Here is a 19320-nt window from a genome sequence, read left to right on the forward strand (position 1 = left end):
GTCGCGGTGCCTCAGCGCCGCCCGCGAGCGTGCGCCGCACGCCGATTGGTCCCGCCGACCTCGACGAGCACCTCGAGCAGTCGCTCCGCCGATGCGCTCCACGTGAATCGGCGTGCGACCTCGACGGATGCTGCCGACCGCCGCTCCCACTCCCCCGGCTCGTCGAGCGCGGCGATCGCGCGGGCCGCGGCATCCGCGTCGTCGACCGCGAAGTAGGTCGCCGCATCGCCGCCGATCTCGCGGAAGATCGGGATGTCGCTGACGACGACGGGCGTGCCGAGGCGCATGGCCTCGACGAGCGGGATCCCGAAGCCCTCCGCCTTGGAGGCCGTCACGAGCGCGGTCGCGCCGGCGAGCACCTCCGCGTACTCCTCGTCGGTGGCCCCGCCGTGGAAGACCAGGCGCGCCTCGGGCGCCACGCGGGTCAGGCGCCGCCGCTGCTCGTCGGACACGCGGCTCATGAGGTGCAGCTCGTGGTCGGGGAGCTGCGCGACGGCCCGCACGAGCGTCTCGACGCCCTTGTACGACATGAACGAGCCCATGTAGACGAGCCGGCCGCCCTCCGGACGGGCCCGCGGCAGGTCGGGCGTGCCGATCTCGTCGGCGGCATTCTGGACGACGGTGAGCGGCCGCTTCGTGAGGCGGTGCTTCCGGATCAGGCCGGCGCTGGTCTCGGAGACGGTGACGACGGCGTCGGCGCGATTCAGCAGCATCCGCTGCGGCCACCACATCAGGTGGTAGAGGCGCCACAGTACGCGCACGAAGGCCGGAAGGTCGCGAGGCGGGGTCCGGTTCTCGTAGTAGATGAGGTCGTGCAGGGTGAGCACGAGGCCGTAGTCGCGGCCCCACGAGCCCATGGTCTGCATGGGCGAGAAGACGACGTCGGGCCGCAGCTTGCGCACCTGGCGGGCGACCCACGGCTCGCGCACGCTCGTCGGGCCGCTGACAAGCTCCCACGGCAGGGCGGGCAGCTTGTCGAGCTGGCGGTGGTCGCTGATGAGCATCGTGAGCGGATGCCGCTTCGCGAGCTCGGCGACGATGCCAGCGGTGAACCGGCTGATGCCGTCGTGGTGGTCGACGCGGACGTACCGGCAGTCGACGACGAGCCTCACGCCCGCTCACCCTCGACGAAGACGCGGATGTGGCCCGCCGCCTCGCCGGGCGTCTCGTAGTGGATCAGGTGCCCGACATCGGGGATGACGGCGAGCGTCGCGTCCTCGAACAGCGGCCGCAGGCGGTACTGCGCCTCGAGCGGCGTGACGTCGTCCTCCTCGGCGACGACGAGCAGCGTCGGCGTCGCGATGGCCGGCGCGTACTCGCGCACGTCGTGGCCGACGGATGCCTCGAACGCCTGGAGCACGGCGTCGCGGTCGTCGAACGCGGAGAAGTACCGGTCGTGCTGGTCGTGGATGAACCGGCGCAGCTGCGGGTCTCGGGTCTTCGCCATGGTGACGCTCATGACCCGCACGATGGCGCGGTTGCGGAGCAGGGCGAAGCCCGCGCGATCGGGCAGCGCGGCGGCGGCGCGGTAGTAGGCGACGGCGAGCCGCGTCATGATCGCGCGCGGCCCCTCGAGGGCGGGTGCGCCGATCGGGTTCAGCAGGATGAGCCGGTCTGGCACGAGACCGGCTGCCGCCGCGGCGCTCGTGATGATCGACCCGAACGAGTGGCCGAGCAGCGTCCATTCGACGCCAGCGGCCGCGGCATCCGCCACGCCGACCTCGTCGATGAACGCGACCAGCCAGTCGGCGTACGCGTCGATGTCGTGGGGTCGGTCGGCGAACGTCGAGGATGCGCCGAACCCGGGCAGGTCGGGGATGATCACCCGGTAGCCGGGGAGCTTCGCCACGATCGGCTCGAGGCCGTGGTGGTCGCCCCGGAAGCCGTGCACGGCGACGATGACGGGGGCGTCCTCCGGTCCGTACTCCCACCAGGCGGTTTCGCTGCCCGTGACGAGGGCGCGGTGCTCGCGGACGGGGATCCGCTCGAGGTCGACGGCGTACGGTGAGGCGATCATCCCCAGCATCCTACGGCGCGCCACCTGGGCACTGTCGGAGGCCGTCGGTACCGTGACCGGCATGGAGCCCTCCCCCGTCGCATCCTGGGCCGACACTCTCGCGGTGTTCGACCTCGAGACCACCGGCATCGACATCGACACGTGCCGCATCGTCACCGCCCACGTCGGCGTGATCGGGTCCGACGGGGCCGTGCTCGAGCAACGCCAATGGCTCGTCGATCCCGGCGTCGAGATCCCGACGGCGGCGACCCTCATCCACGGCGTGACGACCGAGCGGGCGCGCCTCGAGGGGCAGCCGGCCGCGCAGGCGGTCGCCGAGATCATCGGTGCGCTGCGCGAGGCCGCGGCTCGCGGCTACCCGATCGTCGCGTACAACGCCGCCTACGACCTCTCGGTGCTCCACCGTGAGGCCGAGCGGTACGCGCACGAGGCGTTCCGCGGCCCCGGGTTCGTGATCGACCCGCTCGTGATCGACAAGGCCGTCGACCGCTTCCGGCGCGGCAAGCGCACGCTCACCGCGGCGTGCGAGCACTACGGCGTCGAGCTCACCGCGGCGCACGACGCCGGCGCCGACGCGATCGCCGCGGGTCGGGTGGCGCAGGCCATCGCCCGATCGTTCCCCGAGGTCGCCGCGACCGCGATCGCCGAGCTGCACGCGAGCCAGGTCGACTGGTCGCGCGAGCAGGCCGAGAGCTACCAGGAGTGGCGGCGGATGAACGGCGAGCCCGAGTTCACCACGTCCGGGGCGTGGCCCCTCCGCTGAATCCGGGCCGGAAGTCCGTCGCGCCGCAGCGCCCGAAGTGGGAGCCTTGAGCCATGGCGGAACGACTCCCCGAACGCCCAGCGACCGACGCGCTCGTCGAGTCGAGCGCCCTCTGGATCCTGGGCGACAGCCCGCCCGGCTTCCTCGTCGACGCGGCCGTCGAGGCGACCGTCGCCGGGCTCGACTCTCCCGCACTGCACGAGCTCGCCGGCATGTCCGACGCGGACTCGCCGTGGGACCTCAGGGAGGCACTCGGACGCGCGCTCTCCGAGCTCGGGACCGCCGTGCCCGACCCGCGGGACCCGGCCACGCTGCGGCTCGCTCTCCGCGAGCTCGCGGCGCAGTTCCTGCACGAGCGCATCTCGATCCGCGAACTCGTCGACCGCGCGCGCTCGGTGATCGACGAGGGCACGGGCACGCCCCACGAGGCGGCGGCACTGCTCGCCGCGGGCGAGGCGCTCGATGCCGGGCGCATCACCGCGCATCAGGCGCAGCTCGACGCGCTCGATTGGGCCGCGGGGCTCACCCGGGCATGACGAAGGGGCGGACGACCGGAGTCGCCCGCCCCTGTCGAGGAGCGTCTTACGCGCCGAAGCCCTTGAAGCGCTTGTTGAACTTCTCGACGCGACCCGCCGAGTCCATGATGCGCTGCTTGCCCGTGTAGAACGGGTGCGAGGCCGACGAGATCTCGACGTCGATCACCGGGTAGGTCTCGCCGTCGAGCTCGATGGTCTTGTCGCTCGTGACCGTCGAGCGGGTGAGGAACGTCTCGCCCGAGGCGAGGTCGCGGAAGACGACGGCGTTGTACTCGGGGTGGATGTCGGTCTTCATGAGAATCCTTGCTTGATCGGATGTTGGGGTCGCCCCGCCTCGAGGGCAGGGAAGCGTGTCGGCCTTTGGCCAAAACACGATTCTAGCAGAGCCGAGCGCTCCGGCGCGTCACCGGGCGGCGCGCGCCGTGTAGCGCCCGTCGCGCTCGGTCAGCTCGATCGGCATGCCGAACGTGTCGCTGAGCGTCTCCGAGGTGAGGGCCTCGGCGATCGGTCCGGCGGCGCGGATCGCGCCGTCGGCGAGGAGCAGCGCGTGCGTGAAGCCCTCGGGGATCTCCTCGACGTGGTGCGTGACCATGACGATCGCCGGTGACGACTTCGACGAGGCGTAGCCGCCGAGGAGCGCCACCAGCTCCTCGCGAGCGCCGAGGTCGAGGCTTGCGGCCGGCTCGTCGAGCAGCAGCAGCTCGGGGTCGGTCATGACCGAGCGCGCGATCTGCACGCGCTTCTGCTCGCCGTCGGAGAGGCTGCCGAAGCGGCGCTCTGCGAAGCCGTCGAGGCCCCACTCCTTGAGCACGCGCTGCGCGCGCCGGTCGTCGATCGACTCGTACTCCTCGTTCCATCGGCCGGTGACCGAGTACGCCGCGGTGAGCACGGTGTTCAGCACGCTCTCGTTCCGCGGGATGAGCCGGGCCATCGCCGTGGAGGCGAAGCCGATCATCGGACGCAGCTCGAAGACGTCGACCTTGCCGAGCGCCTCCTGCAGCACCTCGACGGACCCCTTCGTGGGGTGCATCGCGGCGGCCGCGATCTGCAGCAGCGTGGTCTTGCCGGCGCCGTTCGGCCCCAGGATCACCCAACGCTGGTCGGACGCCACGTCCCAGTCGATGCCGTCGAGGATCGTGTTGCCGTCGCGAACCACCGACACATGCTGGAACTGCAGAACCGTAGACGCCATGGTCTCCAGCCTAGTGGGACTCGATGGGCCGGCCCGCGCACGCGGAGGGCGTCAGCGCCCCGCGAGCACGCGCTCGTAGAGCGCCCTCGTGTCGGCCGCGATGGCGTCCCAGGCGAAGTGCTCCTCCGCGCGCCGGCGGCCGGCGGCCCCCATCTCGCGAGCCCGGGCGGGGTCTGCGACCACGCGGTCCAGCGCCGCGGCGAGGTCGGCGACGAAGCGGTCGGGATCGAGCGGCGTGCCGGTGCCGTCGTCGTGCTGCTCGATCGGGACGAGCACGCCCGTGACGCCGTCCTCGACGACCTCGGGGATGCCGCCCGTCGCCGTGCCGACGACGGCCGCACCGCACGCCATCGCCTCGAGGTTCACGATCCCGAGCGGCTCGTACACGGACGGGCAGACGAAGCAGGTCGCCGCGGTGAGGAGCGCGGTGAGCTCGCCCCGCGGCAGGTGCCGGTCGATCCAGACGACGCCCTGGCGGGTCGCCGCGAGCTCGTCGACGAGCCCCGAGACCTCGGCCATGATCTCCGGGGTGTCGGGGGCGCCGGCGCAGAGCACCAGTTGCACGTCCTCGGGCAGCGAGCGCGCTGCGCGGAGCAGGTACGGCAGGCCCTTCTGGCGGGTGATCCGGCCGACGAAGACGATCGAGGGGCGGTCGGGGTCGAGGCCGAGCGATCGCGCCAGGTCGGGGTCGTCGTTCGCGTGCCAGTCGGTCAGGTCGATGCCGTTGTAGACGACCGAGACCTTCGCGGGGTCGATGTCGGGGTACGAGCGGAGGATGTCGCGTCGCATCCCGTCGCTCACCGCGATCACCGCGTCCGCGTCCTCGAACGCGGTGCGCTCGACCCAGCTCGACACGCGGTAGCCGCCGCCGAGCTGCTCGGCCTTCCACGGCCGGAGCGGTTCGAGGCTGTGGGCGGTCACGACGTGCGGGATCCCGTGGAGCGCCTTGGCCGTGAAGCCCGCGAAGTTCGCGTACCAGGTGTGCGAGTGGACGAGGTCGGCGCCCGCGGCATCCTGCGCCATCAGGAGGTCGACGCCCATCGTCGAGAGGGCCGCGTTCGCGCCCGCGAACTCGGCGGGCGTCGCGTACGCGGTGGTGCCCGCCTCCTCGCGCGGCGCGCCGAAGCAGCGCACCTGCACGTCGATGTCGCGGCGGAGCGCGCGGACGAGCTCGGCGACGTGCACCCCGGCCCCTCCGTAGATCTCGGGCGGGTACTCGCGCGTGAGCAGGTCGACTCGCATGCGGCCACGTTAGTCCGAGTCGGTCGCGTGCCGTCAAGACTTCCGGTCACGCGCCGTCAACCACCTGTCGTCGGCGGCCCCCTGCTGACTACGCTGGGCACATGGCTACGCGGAAGATCTTCGGAATCGTGCTCGCGGGCGGCGAGGGCAAGCGCCTCATGCCCCTGACCGAGGACCGTGCCAAGCCGGCGGTGCCGTTCGGCGGGCAGTACCGCCTGATCGACTTCGCCCTGTCGAACCTCATCAATTCGGGCCTCCAGCAGATCGTGGTCCTCACCCAGTACAAGTCGCACAGCCTCGACCGGCACGTGTCGCAGACCTGGCGCCTCGACGGCATGCTCGGCTCGTACGTGGCCTCGGTGCCGGCGCAGCAGCGCCTCGGCAAGCGCTGGTTCTCGGGCTCGGCCGACGCGATCCTGCAGAGCCTCAACCTGATCTACGACGAGCAGCCCGACATCATCGTCGTGGTCGGCGCCGACCACGTCTACCGCATGGACTTCAGCCAGATGATCCAGGCGCACATCGAGTCCGGGGCCGAGGCGACGGTCGCCGCCATCCGCCAGCCCATCTCGCTCGCGAACCAGTTCGGGGTCATCGAGGTCGACGCGACCGCGCCCGACCGCATCCACCGCTTCCTCGAGAAGCCGAGCGACCCCGAGGGCCTGCCCGACTCCCCGAGCGAGGTGCTCGCCTCGATGGGCAACTACGTCTTCAACGCCGACGCGCTGATCGACGCCGTACTCCGCGACGGCGAGCGCACCGACTCGAGCCACGACATGGGCGGCGACATCATTCCCGCGTTCGTCGCGCAGGGCAAGGCCGGCGTCTACGACCTCAAGGGCAACGACGTGCCCGGCTCGACCGACCGCGACCGCTACTACTGGCGCGACGTGGGAACGATCGACTCGTTCTTCGAGGCCCACCAGGACCTCATCTCGGTGCTGCCCGTGTTCAACCTGTACAACCAGGAATGGCCGATCTTCAGCCAGCAGGTCAACTCGCCGCCCGCGAAGTTCACGCGCGACGCGCGCGGTTCGCTCGGCACCGTGATCGACTCGATCGTCTCGCTCGGCTCGGTCATCTCGGGCGCGCACGTGGAGCGCAGCGTGCTCGGGCCGTGGGCGATCGTCGGCTCGGGCGCGAACGTGTCCGACTCGATCCTGTTCGACCGCGCCCGCATCGAGGCGGGCGCCACCGTGCGTCGCGCCATCCTCGACAAGGAAGTCGTCGTCGAGGCGGGCGCGCACATCGGCGTCGACCGAGCCGAGGACCGCGCGCGCGGCTTCGTCGTCACCGACAGCGGCATCACCGTCGTGGGCAAGGGGTCCCACGTGCGGAAGCACGCGTGACGCGCGGCACCACCGGCCGCGAGGGCGGCCTCCTCGTCGTGCTCGACGCCGATTCGACCCTGATCCGCGAGGAGGCGATCGAACTGCTCGCCGAGGCGGCCGGCAGCCTCGACCACGTCGCCGCGGTCACCGAGCGCGCGATGCGCGGTGAACTCGACTTCGCGGCGAGCCTGCGCGAGCGCGTGGCGACGCTCGCTGGGCTGCCGGTCGCCGACGTGCTCGCCGCACGCGAGCGACTGACGCCCACGCCGGGCGTGCAGGAGCTCATCGACGGCGTGCACGCCGCGGGTGGGCGCGTCGGAGTGGTCTCGGGCGGCTTCCACGAACTGCTCGACCCGCTCGCCGAGCGACTCGGACTCGACTTCTGCCGGGCGAACCGCCTCGAGGTCGAGGGCGACCGGCTCACCGGGCGCGTGCTCGGCGACATCGTCGACGCCGAGGCGAAGCGGCGCGCGCTCGAGGAGTGGGCCGCGGCATCCGGCACGCCGCTCTCGCGCACGATCGCGGTCGGCGACGGCGCCAACGACCTGCGCATGCTCGACCGCGCGGCACTCGGCGTCGCGTTCTGCGCGAAGCCCGTGGTGCGAGCGCAGGCCGATGTCGCGATCGACCGCGTCGACCTCGGCGGGGTGCTCGCGCTCGCGGGCCTGCGCGGCTGATCGCGGACACGGCGCCCGGGGCGGGGCTGGGAGTCGCATCCGAACCCCTCGCGGCATCCGCCGGATGTGCCTAGCCTGACCCCATGGCCAGCCGCAACGTCGCACGCTCGTCCGCCGTCGGCGCGTTCGCCGCGCTCCTCCTCGTCTCGGTCGCCTCGCCGGCCGTTGCGGGGCCGCAGTCCTCGGCGGGCGGTGGTGCCGTCGAATCGATCATCGAGCTGCCCGACGGCTTCCGGCCGGAGGGCATCGCGATCGGCCCGGGTGGCACCGCGTACTTCGGTTCGCTCGCCGACGGCGACATCTACGCGGCCGACCTCCGGAGCGGCCAGGGCGCCGTGGTCAGCGAGGGGCCGGGCACGCCGTCGGTCGGACTCGACCTCGACGCGCACGGGCGGCTGTTCGTCTCGGGCGGCACCGCCGGCGATGCGCGGGTGATCGACCCGGCGACCGGCGACGTGCTGGCCTCGTACCAACTCACGGCCGGACCCGCGTTCATCAACGACGTCATCGTGACGAGGGATGCCGCGTGGTTCACGAACAGCTTCGCCGGCGAGCTCTACCGGCTTCCGCTCGGGCCCGGCGGGGTGCTCCCCGACCCGTCCGAGGTCGAGACCGTCCCACTCGGCGGCGACTGGGTGCAGCAGGGCGGCTTCGATGCGAACGGCATCGTGGAGACGCCCGACCATCGGGCGCTGCTGGTGATGCAGAGCTCGACGGCGACGGTGTATCGGGTCGACCCGGCCACCGGCGACGCGACCGCGGTCGATCTCGGCGGCGCCAGCCTGCCGAACGGCGACGGGATGCTCGTCATCGGCCGCACGCTCTACGTCGTGCAGAACCAGCTCAACCAGGTCGCCGAGGTCCGGCTCGACCCGTCGGCGACCTCGGGTGAGCTCGTCGACACGCTCACGAGCCCCGACTTCGACGTGCCGACCACCGTCGACTCGTTCGGCGACGGCCTGTACCTGCCGAACGCGCGCTTCTCGACGCCGCCGACGCCGACGACGACCTACCAGGCCGTGCGGATCGACCGCTGAGGCGACCCCGTGGTGGTCAGTGCCCCATTCCGAGGCCGCCGTCGACCGGGATGACGGCGCCGGAGATGTAACCGGCGTCGTCGCCCGCGACCCAGGCGACGACCTTGGCGACCTCCGACGGCGTCGCGAAGCGCCCGGCGGGGATGCTCTTCTTGTACTCCGCCTGCTGCGCCTCGGGCAGCGCGTCGGTCATGTCTGTCTCGATGAAGCCCGGGGCGATGACGTTCGCGGTGATGTTGCGGGCGCCGAGTTCGCGCGTGATCGAGCGGGCCATGCCGACGAGGGCGGCCTTCGACGACGAGTAGTTGACCTGGCCGGCGCCGCCGTAGAGTCCCACGACGCTCGAGATGAGCACGATGCGGCCGAAGCGCGACTTGAGCATGCCCTTCGAGGCGCGCTTGACGACGCGGAACGCGCCGGTGAGGTTGGTGTCGACGACGCTCGTGAACTCCTCTTCGCTCATCCGCATGAGGAGCGTGTCGCGCGTGATGCCCGCGTTCGCGACGAGCACCTCGACCGGCCCGAGCTCGGCCTCGATCTCGGTGAACGCCCGGTCGATCGACTCGGCGTCGGTCACGTCGGCACGCACCGTGAGCGTGCCCGCGGGGCCCTCGCCGGAACGCGCCGTCACGGCCACGCGGTGGCCCTGCGCGACGAACTCCTCGGCGATCGCGTAGCCGATCCCCCGGTTGCCTCCGGTCACCAGCACCGTGCGGCTCGTGGTCATGGCGGGACTCCGTCTCTGTCGGGGGAAGTGGCGGCCGACGCGCGGGATTCCGGCGTGCTCATCTGGCCAGGCGCGCGACAGGGGGTGCGCGCGACCCGTCCCAGCATAGAGGTTGCCGAGTTCGCGGCATCCGTCGCCCGCAGCGGACGTAGGCTTGAGGTGAGGAGTGCGCCGCAGTCCACGGCGACCACCATGAAGCACCAACCCCTGCAGTCGATCACGTCGCTGCCTCCGTCGCCCGAGGCGGAACGGCGTTCGCGCATGGTCAAGTACACCGTCATGATGTCGATCCGTGTCGCCTGCATCGTCGCCCTGCTGTTCGTGCAGGGCTGGTGGCTGCTGGTGTTCGCGCTCGGCGCGGTGTTCCTGCCGTACTTCGCGGTCGTCGTCGCGAACGTGGCGACCACGAGGCGGTCCGAGGTCGAGAGCCCCGGAGGAATCGTGCCGCTCCCTCGCGCGGACGGCGGGACGGACTGGACCACGGCGGACGACGCCGGCGGCGCGCAGTCGCCGGCATCCGACGACTCCGGCTCGACGGCCGCGCCCGGCCCGGCCGAGCGCCCGACCGACGACCGGGAGGGCGACCGGTGATCGGCCTCTCCTCCGCCGCCCCGCAGGGCGGCTGCTCCCGCGCGGGATGCCGCGAGTCGGCGACCTGGCGCATCGACTGGCGGAACCCGAAGATCCACTCGGAGGGCCGCGTGAAGACCTGGCTCGCGTGCGACGAGCACGTCGAGTACCTGCGCGACTTCCTCGCGTCGCGTTCGTTCCCGGTGCGAGTCGAGGCGTTCGACCGGGCGGATGCCTCGCCCGCCGCCCCGATCGGACGTGACGCCGGATCGGGCGGTGACGGCGCATGAACCGGTGGCGGTTCCTCGCATCACCCCGCTGGGCGGGCTACCTCGCGCTCGTCATCGTGTTCGCGATCGCATGCTCGGCGCTCGGCACGTGGCAGCTCAACCGTCGCGCGGAAGCGCTCGCCGAGGTCGCCCGCATCGACGCGAACTACGACGCCGACCCGGTCCCGCTCGCCGAGGCGCTCCCGGAGCTCGACGGGTTCGACATCGACCAGCGCTGGCAGGTCGTCGCCGCGACCGGCGAGTACCTTCCGTCGGAGGAGGTCGTCGTGCGCAATCGCCCGTACGGCGGCAGCACGGGTTTCGAGGTGATCACCCCGTTCCTCCTCGCCGATGGGACCGTGTTCATGGTCGACCGCGGCTGGATCCCGCAGGACTCCGACGGCCGTCCGTCGGAGGTCGCGGCGCCGCCCGCCGGCGAGGTCGAGATCACGGCGCGCCTGAAGGCGGGCGAGGGGCGGATCGCCGGCCGCACGTCTTCGGGCGCGGAACTCGCGACCATCGACCTCGACGAGCTCGCCGATCGAGTCGGCGCGCCGTCGTACACGGGCGCCTACGGCATCCTCATCCAATCGGGCGCCGCCGTGAGCGAGCCGCCCGTCGCCCTCCCCCGGCCGGTCCGCGATGAGGGCCCGCACCTCTCGTACGCGCTGCAGTGGTTCGTGTTCGCGCTGCTCGCGTTCATCGCGCTGGCCTGGTTCGCGAACCAGGAGCGCAAGGTGCTCGAGGCGGATGCCGCGGGCGCCGGCGCGGCGGAGGCGGAGGCCGGTCGCGTGGCCGCCGCGCCCTCCGCTCGTGACGCGGACCGAGCGCGTCGACCGGCACCGGGACGACGCCCCGCGAAGGCGGACCGCCCCAGGTCCGACGCCGACGTCGAGGACGAGATCCTCGACCGGAGCTAGACGCCCGCGACCTGCGAACCGCGCAGGATCGACGTCATCTTCTTGCCGCGCGCGACCTCGTCGACGAGCTTGTCCATGTACCGGATCTTCTGCATCAACGGCTCCTCGATCTCCTCGACCCGGACGCCGCAGATCACCCCCGTGATGAGTGCCGCGTTCGGGTTGAAGGCCGGGGCATCGGCGAAGAACGCCTCGAGGCTGCGCCCGTCGGCGATCGCCTCGTCGAGGCCTGCGTCGTCGTAGCCGGTGAGCCACGTGAGGACCCGGTCGAGTTCGGCCTTCGTGTGGTCCTTCCGCTCGACCTTCTGCACGTACAGCGGGTAGATGCTGCCGAAGCTCATCCCGTAGATCCGGTGTCCGGCCACGCGCATCTCCTCTGATCGAAGCGGATCGTACTCCTCGGTTCCAGCCTATGTGACCCCTCCCCTCGCCCGACGTCCGCGTCTAGGGTCGGCGGGTATGGACATGCTGAGGGGCCACGAGATCGCCGAGGCCGGCCTGGCCGACTGGCGCAAGCTGGCGCAGGGGCTGCACGCCCGCTACCTGGTCGACGACTTCGGGACCGGCGCACGGTTCGTGGTCGCGGTCGGCGAGGCGGGCGACTCGATCGGTCACCACCCGACCGTGTCGATCGGCGACGGCCACGTCGACCTCGAGCTGGTCAGCGACGACGCCGTCTACCGTGACGACGAGGGCACCGAGCACGTCGTCGAATGGGTGACCCGGCAGGACGTGGACCTCGCGCGACGGATCACCGAGATCGCCGCCGACCACGGGCTCGTCGCCGACCCGGCGGCGGTCAGCGTCATCGAGCTCGGCCTCGACACGGCGCGCTCCGCGACCATCGCCCCGGTGTGGGCCGCGCTGCTGACGGGGACGGCCGAGGCCCAGGGCCACGGCTCCCCCAGCGACGAGATCCGCGATCCCGCGGGCCGGGTTCCGAACCTGTGGTTCGGCGACGCCGACGACGACGCGGCGCCGCGTCAGCGGTTCCACGTCGAGGTCTACGTGGCGCCCGAGGTGGCCGAGGCGCGCATCGCCGCGGCACTCGCCGCAGGCGGGACCGTCGTCGACGATCGTGAGGCGCCGTCGCTCACCGTGATCGCCGACCAGGACGGCAACACGGGAGTCATCTGCATCGATGCCTCCGTCGCATCCGAGCGCTGATCCTCGGCGGGTCGGGGGTGCCGGCGCGACTGCGCCGAGTCGGCCGCCCTGCACCATGCCGCTGCTGCCGCGGGCTCACCGACGCTCTGGTCTCGCGGGCTCGAGTCTGCAAGACTCGCCCCGGGGGAAGGTGCAGCGACGAGGCTGCGCGGCGACAGGGGGTCTGCCATGTTCCGGAAGGTGTTCGCATCGATCGCCGCGGTAGGTGCGGCGACCCTGGTGGTGGCGGGTGCGGCGTCCGCCGACGTGCCGGCCTTCGAGTCGACCGCGACCTCACGCGAGATGGTCGTCACCGCGAATCCGCTCGCGACGGAGGCCGGCGAACGGGTCCTCCGATCCGGCGGCAGCGCGGTCGACGCGATGATCGCGGCGCAGACCGTGCTCGGCCTCGTCGAACCCCAGTCCAGCGGCATCGGCGGCGGTGCCTTCGTGGTCTACCACGATGCGGCGACCGGAACGACGACCACCTTCGACGCCCGCGAGAAGGCCCCGTCGGCCGCGACCGAGGACCGCTTCCTCGGCCTGGGATTCTTCGCCGCCTGGCAGAGCGGGCTCTCGGTGGGCGTGCCCGGCGTGCCACGGCTCCTCGAGGACCTGCACGAACGGTACGGCGAGCGGCCGTGGCAGACGCTGTTCAACCCGGCCAAGGCCCTCGCCCAGGACGGCTTCGCGCTCACTCAGCGGACCTCGTCCCAGGCGGCGAGCCTGCTCGCGCTCAACGCGTCCTGCTCCGACCGGCTCTTCTTCCGCGACCCCGCCGCGCTCGCCTACTTCGCCGACCCGGCGACCTGCGAGGCGAAGCCGGCCGGCACGATCGTCACCAACCCCGAGTACGCCGACGTGATGAAGGCCCTCGCCAAGGACGGCGCCGACGCCTTCTACGAGGGGCCGATCGCCACGGCGATCGCCGACGCGGTCCAGTCCGACCCGGCAATCCCCGGCGACATGACGACCGCGGATCTCGCGGCCTACGACGTGATCGAGCGCGACCCGGTGTGCCTGGACTACCGCGGCCACGAGGTCTGCGGGATGGGCCCGCCCTCGTCCGGCGGCCTCGCCGTCGGCCAGATCCTCGGGATCCTCGAGGGCTTCGACCTGGCCGGCGCCGGCGCTGGCGACCCGCTCGACGACGAGGTCGTCCACCTGTTCACGCAGGCGGGCCGACTCGCCTTCGCCGACCGCAACCTGTATGTCGGCGACCCCGACTTCGTGACCGTGCCCTCGGCCGGAATGCTCGACGAGGCCTACCTCGCCTCGCGAGCCGCGCTCATCTCCGCCCTGGACATGGGTATCGCCGCCCCAGGCACACCGCCGGGCGAGTTCGACCCCACCGCACCCGACACGACCACCGCGTCGAGCGGCACGAGCCACATCTCGATCATCGACCGCTGGGGCAACGCCCTCTCGATGACGACGAGCGTCGAGAGTTCGTTCGGCAACGGCGTCATGGTCCACGGGTTCCTGCTCAACAACCAGCTCACGGACTTCTCGTTCGCTCCGACCGCGGCTGACGGCACGCCGATCGCCAACCGCGTCCAGCCCGAGAAGCGCCCGCGCAGCTCGATGTCGCCCACCATCGTGTTCGACGACACGGGCGCCGTCGAGCTGGTCACCGGATCGCCCGGCGGCTCGCGGATCATCGGCTACACCGCCCAGTCCATCGTCAACCACGTCGACTTCGACCTCGACCCGCAGTACTCGATCGCCGTCCCGCACTACCAGAACCGCAACGGGGTGACCGAGATCGAGCTGCCGGTGCCCGGCATCACGCTGGACTACGACGCGGCGGCGCTCGCCGCGGAACTCGAGGCCCGCGGCCACCCCGTGTCGATCGCGACGATGGAGAGCGGACTCTCGGTCATCGAGGTGACCCCTGAGGGCCTCCTGGGCGGCGCCGACCTCCGGCGTGACGGGACGGTCGGCGGCCGCTGAGCCTCCGACCGGTGTGTGAGGACGTTCCCTGCGCCACACGCAGCACTGCGCGCGGTCGCACCCGCGCCCTCGCGCTACGCGAGCTCGATGAGCTCCTGATACTCGCGGCTCCAGTGGTCCTCGACGCCGTCGGGCATGATGAGCACGCGCTCGGGGTTCAGCGACTCGACCGCACCGGGGTCGTGCGAGACGAGCACGACGGCGCCCTCGTAGTGCGCGAGCGCGTCGAGGATCTCCTCGCGGCTCGCGGGGTCGAGGTTGTTCGTCGGCTCGTCGAGGAGGAGCACGTTCGCGCCGGAGACGACGATCGTCGCGAGTGCGAGGCGGGTCTTCTCGCCGCCGGAGAGCACGCCGGCGGGCTTGTGCACGTCGTCGCCGGTGAAGAGGAACGAGCCGAGGACCTTGCGCGCTTCGGTCTCGGTGAGGTTCGGTGAGGCGCTGACCATGTTCTGCAGCACCGTCCGCGAGACGTCGAGCGTCTCGTGCTCCTGCGCGTAGTAGCCGATCCGCAGACCGTGACCGGCGTCGACGACACCCGTGTCGGGTCGGTCGACGCCCGCGAGGATGCGGAGCAGCGTGGTCTTGCCGGCGCCGTTCAGGCCGATGATGACGACCTTCGAGCCGCGGTCGATCGCGAGGTCGACGGCCGTGAAGATCTCGAGCGAGCCGTAGCTCTTCGACAGGTCGGCCGCGGTCAACGGGGTGCGTCCGCAGGGCGCGGGGGTCGGGAACCGCAGCTTCGCGACGCGGTCGACCGTGCGCACCTCCTCGAGCCCGGAGAGGAGCTTCTCGGCGCGGGCGACCATCTGGTGCGCGGCGGCGGCCTTCGAGGCCTTCGCCCCGAAGCGCGCGGCCTGCTGCTGCAGGGCGGATGCCTTCTTCTCGGCGTTCGCGCGCTCCTTCTTGCGGCGCTCCTCGTCGGCGGCGCGCTGGCGGAGGTAGTGCTTCCAGCCCATGTTGTAGACGTCGATGATCGACCGGTTCGCGTCGAGGTAGAAGACGCGGTTCACGACCTCGCCGACGAGTTCGACGTCGTGGCTGATGACGATGACGCCGCCCTTGTAGTTCTTCAGGAACTCGCGGAGCCACACGACGGAGTCGGCGTCGAGGTGGTTCGTGGGCTCGTCGAGGATCATCGTGTCGGCGTCGGAGAACAGGATGCGCGCGAGCTCGATGCGTCGCCGCTGGCCGCCGGAGAGGGTCTTCAGCGGCTGGTCGAGGATCCGGTCGGGCAGGTTCAGGTTCGACGCGATCGACGCCGCCTCGGCCTCGGCCGCGTACCCGCCGAGCGCCGTGAACCGGTCGGTGAGCGTGCCGAAGCGCTTCATCGCCTTCTCGGCGACGACCGGGTCGTTCGAGCCCATCCGCTCGGACGCTTCCCGCATGCCGACGACCAGCGAGCCGAGCCCGCGCGCATCGAGGATGCGCGTGCGCGCCAGCATCTCGGGGTCGCCCGAGCGTGGGTCCTGCGGCAGGTACCCGATCTCGCCGGAGCGGTCGATGCGGCCGCCGGTGGGCAGCGTCTCCCCCGCCAGCGTCTTCGTCAGCGTCGTCTTGCCGGCGCCGTTGCGCCCGACGAGGCCGATCTTGTCGCCCGAGGAGACGCGGAAGCTCACGTCCTCCATGAGCAGGCGCGCGCCGACGCGGATCTCGAGGTCGTGGACGGCGAGCACGGTGACCTCCGGGGCCGGGAACGGGGTGGGTGGGCGTGCCGAGCGGCACAGCCCTCCAGTCTAGCCTCGGGCGACGGATGCCGCGTGTCGGCGGTGCGCGGCAGACTGGCCTCATGCCGACCGGTTCGTCCCAGCTCGCGCGCGCGGTGCGCCTGCACTCGCATGGATTCCGCGCGCCGGCCGACGACGTCGTGAGCGTGGTCGAGCGTCTCGGTGCGATCCAGGCGCAAGACCTGAGCGCCGCGAAGTGGGTCATCGGGTCGCGGATGTCGCGGCCGACGCCCGACGCGGTCGATGCGGCGCTGGCCGAGCGCGAGGTCGTGCGCTCCTGGCCGATGCGCGGCACGCTGCACATGCTCCCGGCGCGGCTGCTGCGCCCGACGCTCCGACTCACCTCCCCGCGCGTGCTGGCGGGCGCACGGCGGCGACACGAGGCGCTCGAGCTCGGCGAGACGGAGTATCGCCTCGCGCGTGACGCGGTCGAGCGCGAACTCGCCGGCGGCGGCACAGCCACGCGCGACGAGCTCTCCGAGCTGTGGCGCGTGGCCGGGATCGAGGCGAACGGGCCCCGCACCTACCACCTGATCTGGTGGCTCGCGCTCGACGGCGTGCTCTGCGGCGGTCCGGTCGACGGGCGCCTCCAGCACTTCGCGCTCCTCGACGAGTGGGCGCCGCCCTCAGCCGACGAACCCGACTCGGCGGAGGCGACGCTCGCCGAACTGTTCACGGCCTACGTGCGCGGGCACGGCCCGGTCACGCTCGCCGACTTCGCCTGGTGGAGCGGGCTCACGATGCGCGACACCCGCACCGCGCTCGACGGAGCCGGCGACCGCGTCGAGCGGTTCGAGGATCGCCCGGCCGACGACGGGCCCGACCGGTACGTCGCGGCCGGTGCGACGGATGCCGCGGCGTCCCGTCCGAGCGGCGCGCTCGCGCTCGCCGGGTTCGACGAGTACTACCTCGGCTACGCCGACCGCTCCCCCGTGTGCGATCCGCGGTTCGGCGACCTGGTGATCCCCGGCGGCAACGGGGTGTTCCAGCCGACGCTCGTGCTCGACGGACGCGTCGTCGGCACGTGGAAGCGCTCGGGCACCGCGGCCAAGCCGCGCGTCGAGCTGCGGTGGTTCGAGTCGAAGCACGCCGCGGCGGCATCCCGCTTCGACCGACCGGTCCGGGCGTGGGCGAGGTTCCAGGGCCTCGAACTGCAGGGCATCGACTCGACGGTTCCGTGAACCGGTGACGCGGTGCTCCGGCCGGCAGATCGACCATGGCGCACCGGGCACGTGGCCGCACGCCCCGGACGAACCGGTGCGGACGGACGAGGGGCCGCACCGGCATCCGCCGGCACGACCCCTCGCACATCATCCGTCCGTCCACGCGACGCGGCCGGACGGGAACGCGCTCAGTCCTGGACGAGCGCCGCCTGCAGCTCGAGCGTGATGGTGACCTGCTCGCCGAGGAGCACGCCGCCGGTCTCGAGGGCCGCGTTGTAGGTGAGGCCGAAGTCCTCGCGGTTCACGACGGCCTTCGCCGTGGCGCCGCCCTTGTAGTTGCCGTAGGGGTCGCCGCCGAAGCCGCCGAAGTCGAAGTCGAAGGTGACGGGCTTGGTGACGCCACGCATGGTGAGCTCGCCGTCGACCTTGAACTCGCCGCCCTCGACGCGGACGCCGGTCGAGACGAAGTCGATGGTCGGGTGCTGCTCGGCCTCGAAGAAGTCGCCCGTGCGCAGGTGCGCGTCGCGGTTGGGCTCGTTGGTGGTGATCGAGGCGACCTCGGCCGACGCGGTCACGCGCGACTCCAGCGGGTCCTCGGCGGTGATGAACGTGGCGTCGAAGCGCTCGAACTTGCCCTTGACCTTGCTGATCATGAGGTGGCGGATGCTGAAGCCCACCTCGCTGTGCGTGGGGTCGATCTTCCAGGTGCCGGCGCGGTAGCCGGGGATCTCGAGGGTCGTCGCGGTCGTCGTCATTCGGGTCTCTCTCCCAGTCGTTGCGTTCCGGGCCGGATGGCCACGGTGAATGCAAACGCATGGACCCGCGCGATCTATTCCCCGATTCCCGACGCGAGTTCGCGACGCAGCTCCAGAACGCGGATCGCCGCCTCCTCCAGACGGTCCGACGGGATGCGGCCCTCGGCCACCGCCTCGGCGATCGACGCGGCCAGGCCGTCGACGCTGATACCGAACTCCGAGGGGTCGGCGGGCAGCACGTAGAGCAGCAGGTCGCTGCCGGCGGCGACGGCGCGGATCGCGTTCTCGCCCGGGTCGGCGTACTCGGCGAGCCCGTTGTGCTGCAGCATCAGCATGTCGTCCGTGACGAGCACGCCGTCGAAGCCGAGCTCGTCCCTGAGGATCCGGTGCCATTCCGGCGAGAGGGAGGCCGGCGCGGCGTCGACCGCCGGGTAGCTGAGGTGACCGGTCATGACGAGCTCGACGTCGGCGTCGATCGCGGCCTCGAAGGGCACGGCCGGACCGGCGCGCCACTCCTCCAGCGAGAGCGGCGCCGACGGCACCGAGACGTGCGAGTCGCCCGGCGCGGCGCCGTGGCCCGGGAAGTGCTTGACCGTGCTGGCGACGGCGCCGCGCTCCCCGTCGACCGCGGCGGCGACGTGCTCGGCGGACGCCTGGGGCGAGGTCCCGAGGATGCGGTCGTAGATGAACGAGGACGGGTCGTCCGTGACATCCGCCACGATGCCGAAGTTGATGTTCACCCCGGATGCCTCGAGCGCCGCCGCACGGGCGGCGAACGCGTCGCGCGTCGCCGCGGCGGGCTGGTCGCGGAGCTCGTAGGGACCGGGCGCCGGGTCCCACGCGATGCGGCTGACGATGCCGCCCTCCTGGTCGATGCCGATGAGCGTCGCCGCCTCGGGGTCGGCCTGCAGGTCGCCGGTCAGCGCGGCCAGTTCGGCCTCCGACCCCGGCATGTTGTCGCCCATGAGGATGACGCCCGCGATGCCCTGGTCGATGAGCGCGCGCATCGCCGCAGGGTCGGTACCTGGCGCGTGCAGCATCAGCAGGGACGCGGCCCGCTCCTCGTCGCTCATCGCGGCGACGCGTTCGGCCGCCCATTCGGCAGGCGTGGGCGGGGTCGGCGTCGGCGTGGCCGACGGGCTCGGGGCGGCCTCGGCCGTGGTGGGCGGCGTCGATGCACCCGGGCTCGCGCAGCCGGCGAGCACCGCCGCGCCGAGGACGATCGCGGCGACCGACAGCGAACCAGCACTCCGACGCACCCGGGGAGTCTACGCGGCACGGCTGGGCGGATCCCGACG

Annotated in this window: 21 protein-coding genes; 11 read left to right on the forward strand and 10 right to left on the reverse strand. The window is 72.0% G+C overall.

The window, feature by feature from the left end; translation table 11 throughout:
- Window positions 1–11: 11 nt before the first annotated feature.
- Together ABME02_RS04600 and ABME02_RS04605 are read right to left on the reverse strand one after the other, a co-directional pair.
- Window positions 12–1112 carry a glycosyltransferase family 4 protein gene (locus tag ABME02_RS04600; RefSeq protein ID WP_353814102.1) on the reverse strand — a complete coding sequence of 367 codons (1101 nt, stop codon included), beginning with the start codon at window positions 1110–1112 and terminating at the stop codon, window positions 12–14.
- Entirely contained in the window at window positions 1109–2017 is a 909-nt protein-coding gene (locus ABME02_RS04605; RefSeq protein ID WP_353814103.1) for an alpha/beta fold hydrolase, read from the reverse strand. Before ABME02_RS04605 ends, ABME02_RS04600 begins: the two co-directional genes overlap by 4 nt.
- 61 nt (window positions 2018–2078) lie before the next feature.
- Between ABME02_RS04605 and ABME02_RS04610 the strand changes: the two genes are divergently transcribed.
- Together ABME02_RS04610 and ABME02_RS04615 are read left to right on the forward strand one after the other, a co-directional pair.
- Window positions 2079–2780, forward strand: a complete 702-nt coding sequence (locus ABME02_RS04610; RefSeq protein ID WP_353814104.1) for an exonuclease domain-containing protein — start codon at window positions 2079–2081, stop codon at window positions 2778–2780.
- Between the two features lie 53 nt (window positions 2781–2833).
- A complete protein-coding gene (locus ABME02_RS04615; RefSeq protein WP_129233275.1) occupies window positions 2834–3316 on the forward strand; it encodes a hypothetical protein in 483 nt (160 codons plus the stop codon).
- Window positions 3317–3362: 46 nt separating this feature from the next.
- Here ABME02_RS04615 and ABME02_RS04620 read toward each other — a convergent pair whose 3' ends face one another.
- The 3 genes from ABME02_RS04620 to glgA form a co-directional block, all read right to left on the reverse strand.
- Window positions 3363–3611 (reverse strand): type B 50S ribosomal protein L31, encoded by a 249-nt coding sequence (locus tag ABME02_RS04620; RefSeq protein WP_129233276.1) that lies wholly within the window; start codon window positions 3609–3611, stop codon window positions 3363–3365.
- A 108-nt stretch (window positions 3612–3719) separates the two neighbouring features.
- On the reverse strand, window positions 3720–4508 hold the full coding sequence (locus ABME02_RS04625) for an ABC transporter ATP-binding protein (protein ID WP_353814105.1): 789 nt from the start codon (window positions 4506–4508) through the stop codon (window positions 3720–3722).
- Between the two features lie 51 nt (window positions 4509–4559).
- Complete coding sequence (glgA, locus tag ABME02_RS04630) at window positions 4560–5750, reverse strand: glycogen synthase (protein ID WP_353814106.1); 1191 nt, start codon at window positions 5748–5750, stop codon at window positions 4560–4562.
- 101 nt (window positions 5751–5851) lie between these two features.
- On the opposite strand from glgA, the gene glgC reads away from it, so the two are divergent.
- The 3 genes from glgC (at window position 5852) to ABME02_RS04645 (ending at window position 8795) form a co-directional block, all read left to right on the forward strand.
- The gene (gene glgC, locus ABME02_RS04635) at window positions 5852–7099 is read left to right on the forward strand and encodes a glucose-1-phosphate adenylyltransferase (protein ID WP_353814107.1); all 1248 of its coding nucleotides are present in this window, start codon (window positions 5852–5854) and stop codon (window positions 7097–7099) included.
- On the forward strand, window positions 7096–7758 hold the full coding sequence (serB, locus tag ABME02_RS04640) for a phosphoserine phosphatase SerB (protein WP_353814108.1): 663 nt from the start codon (window positions 7096–7098) through the stop codon (window positions 7756–7758). Before glgC ends, serB begins: the two co-directional genes overlap by 4 nt.
- Window positions 7759–7841: 83 nt before the next feature.
- Window positions 7842–8795 (forward strand): SMP-30/gluconolactonase/LRE family protein, encoded by a 954-nt coding sequence (locus ABME02_RS04645; protein WP_353814109.1) that lies wholly within the window; start codon window positions 7842–7844, stop codon window positions 8793–8795.
- Between the two features lie 16 nt (window positions 8796–8811).
- On the opposite strand, the gene ABME02_RS04650 is transcribed toward ABME02_RS04645, so the two are convergent.
- Window positions 8812–9522 carry a beta-ketoacyl-ACP reductase gene (locus ABME02_RS04650; protein WP_353814110.1) on the reverse strand — a complete coding sequence of 237 codons (711 nt, stop codon included), beginning with the start codon at window positions 9520–9522 and terminating at the stop codon, window positions 8812–8814.
- 192 nt (window positions 9523–9714) lie between these two features.
- On the opposite strand from ABME02_RS04650, the gene ABME02_RS04655 reads away from it, so the two are divergent.
- From ABME02_RS04655 to ABME02_RS04665, 3 genes are read left to right on the forward strand one after another with little or no spacing between them, the layout of a single operon-like run.
- The gene (locus tag ABME02_RS04655) at window positions 9715–10113 is read left to right on the forward strand and encodes a DUF3099 domain-containing protein (RefSeq protein ID WP_353814111.1); all 399 of its coding nucleotides are present in this window, start codon (window positions 9715–9717) and stop codon (window positions 10111–10113) included.
- Window positions 10110–10382: a hypothetical protein gene (locus ABME02_RS04660; protein WP_436408237.1), complete on the forward strand. Its 273-nt coding sequence runs from the start codon at window positions 10110–10112 to the stop codon at window positions 10380–10382. The genes ABME02_RS04655 and ABME02_RS04660 overlap by 4 nt, the downstream gene beginning before the upstream one ends.
- On the forward strand, window positions 10379–11281 hold the full coding sequence (locus ABME02_RS04665; RefSeq protein WP_353814112.1) for an SURF1 family cytochrome oxidase biogenesis protein: 903 nt from the start codon (window positions 10379–10381) through the stop codon (window positions 11279–11281). Before ABME02_RS04660 ends, ABME02_RS04665 begins: the two co-directional genes overlap by 4 nt.
- Here ABME02_RS04665 and ABME02_RS04670 read toward each other — a convergent pair.
- Window positions 11278–11646, reverse strand: coding sequence for a DUF2200 domain-containing protein (locus ABME02_RS04670; protein ID WP_353814113.1), 369 nt, complete (start codon window positions 11644–11646; stop codon window positions 11278–11280). The two genes, ABME02_RS04665 and ABME02_RS04670, sit on opposite strands and share 4 nt — an antisense overlap.
- 94 nt (window positions 11647–11740) lie before the next feature.
- Here ABME02_RS04670 and ABME02_RS04675 point away from each other — a divergent pair, with 94 nt between their 5' ends.
- Both ABME02_RS04675 and ggt read left to right on the forward strand, forming a co-directional pair.
- Window positions 11741–12448: a VOC family protein gene (locus ABME02_RS04675; RefSeq protein WP_353814114.1), complete on the forward strand. Its 708-nt coding sequence runs from the start codon at window positions 11741–11743 to the stop codon at window positions 12446–12448.
- Between the two features lie 168 nt (window positions 12449–12616).
- Window positions 12617–14380 carry a gamma-glutamyltransferase gene (gene ggt, locus ABME02_RS04680; protein WP_353814115.1) on the forward strand — a complete coding sequence of 588 codons (1764 nt, stop codon included), beginning with the start codon at window positions 12617–12619 and terminating at the stop codon, window positions 14378–14380.
- Window positions 14381–14454: 74 nt separating this feature from the next.
- Here the strand turns inward: ggt and ABME02_RS04685 are convergent, their stop codons facing one another.
- Entirely contained in the window at window positions 14455–16053 is a 1599-nt protein-coding gene (locus ABME02_RS04685; protein ID WP_353814116.1) for an ABC-F family ATP-binding cassette domain-containing protein, read from the reverse strand.
- Window positions 16054–16166: 113 nt separating this feature from the next.
- On the opposite strand from ABME02_RS04685, the gene ABME02_RS04690 reads away from it, so the two are divergent.
- Window positions 16167–17285: a winged helix DNA-binding domain-containing protein gene (locus tag ABME02_RS04690; protein WP_353814117.1), complete on the forward strand. Its 1119-nt coding sequence runs from the start codon at window positions 16167–16169 to the stop codon at window positions 17283–17285.
- 170 nt (window positions 17286–17455) lie between these two features.
- Here the strand turns inward: ABME02_RS04690 and ABME02_RS04695 are convergent, their stop codons facing one another.
- Both ABME02_RS04695 and ABME02_RS04700 read right to left on the reverse strand, forming a co-directional pair.
- Window positions 17456–18022 (reverse strand): YceI family protein, encoded by a 567-nt coding sequence (locus ABME02_RS04695; protein ID WP_155843072.1) that lies wholly within the window; start codon window positions 18020–18022, stop codon window positions 17456–17458.
- Window positions 18023–18096: 74 nt separating this feature from the next.
- The gene (locus ABME02_RS04700) at window positions 18097–19281 is read right to left on the reverse strand and encodes a glycoside hydrolase family 3 N-terminal domain-containing protein (RefSeq protein ID WP_353814119.1); all 1185 of its coding nucleotides are present in this window, start codon (window positions 19279–19281) and stop codon (window positions 18097–18099) included.
- Window positions 19282–19320: the final 39 nt, after the last annotated feature.

The organism is Agromyces zhanjiangensis (assembly GCF_040496055.1).
Lineage (GTDB): Bacteria > Actinomycetota > Actinomycetes > Actinomycetales > Microbacteriaceae > Agromyces > Agromyces zhanjiangensis.

Bases quoted from the DNA above. Each gene is read 5' to 3' on its own strand.
- ABME02_RS04665 (WP_353814112.1), top strand. From the start codon at position 10,379: ATGAACCGGTGGCGGTTCCTCGCATCACCCCGCTGGGCGGGCTACCTC.
- ABME02_RS04605 (WP_353814103.1), bottom strand. From the start codon at position 2,017: ATGATCGCCTCACCGTACGCCGTCGACCTCGAGCGGATCCCCGTCCGC.
- ABME02_RS04650 (WP_353814110.1), bottom strand. From the start codon at position 9,522: ATGACCACGAGCCGCACGGTGCTGGTGACCGGAGGCAACCGGGGGATC.
- ABME02_RS04625 (WP_353814105.1), bottom strand. From the start codon at position 4,508: ATGGCGTCTACGGTTCTGCAGTTCCAGCATGTGTCGGTGGTTCGCGAC.
- ggt (WP_353814115.1), top strand. From the start codon at position 12,617: ATGTTCCGGAAGGTGTTCGCATCGATCGCCGCGGTAGGTGCGGCGACC.
- glgC (WP_353814107.1), top strand. From the start codon at position 5,852: ATGGCTACGCGGAAGATCTTCGGAATCGTGCTCGCGGGCGGCGAGGGC.
- ABME02_RS04690 (WP_353814117.1), top strand. From the start codon at position 16,167: ATGCCGACCGGTTCGTCCCAGCTCGCGCGCGCGGTGCGCCTGCACTCG.
- ABME02_RS04620 (WP_129233276.1), bottom strand. From the start codon at position 3,611: ATGAAGACCGACATCCACCCCGAGTACAACGCCGTCGTCTTCCGCGAC.
- ABME02_RS04610 (WP_353814104.1), top strand. From the start codon at position 2,079: ATGGAGCCCTCCCCCGTCGCATCCTGGGCCGACACTCTCGCGGTGTTC.
- glgA (WP_353814106.1), bottom strand. From the start codon at position 5,750: ATGCGAGTCGACCTGCTCACGCGCGAGTACCCGCCCGAGATCTACGGA.
- ABME02_RS04695 (WP_155843072.1), bottom strand. From the start codon at position 18,022: ATGACGACGACCGCGACGACCCTCGAGATCCCCGGCTACCGCGCCGGC.
- ABME02_RS04645 (WP_353814109.1), top strand. From the start codon at position 7,842: ATGGCCAGCCGCAACGTCGCACGCTCGTCCGCCGTCGGCGCGTTCGCC.
- ABME02_RS04655 (WP_353814111.1), top strand. From the start codon at position 9,715: ATGAAGCACCAACCCCTGCAGTCGATCACGTCGCTGCCTCCGTCGCCC.
- ABME02_RS04615 (WP_129233275.1), top strand. From the start codon at position 2,834: ATGGCGGAACGACTCCCCGAACGCCCAGCGACCGACGCGCTCGTCGAG.
- ABME02_RS04675 (WP_353814114.1), top strand. From the start codon at position 11,741: ATGGACATGCTGAGGGGCCACGAGATCGCCGAGGCCGGCCTGGCCGAC.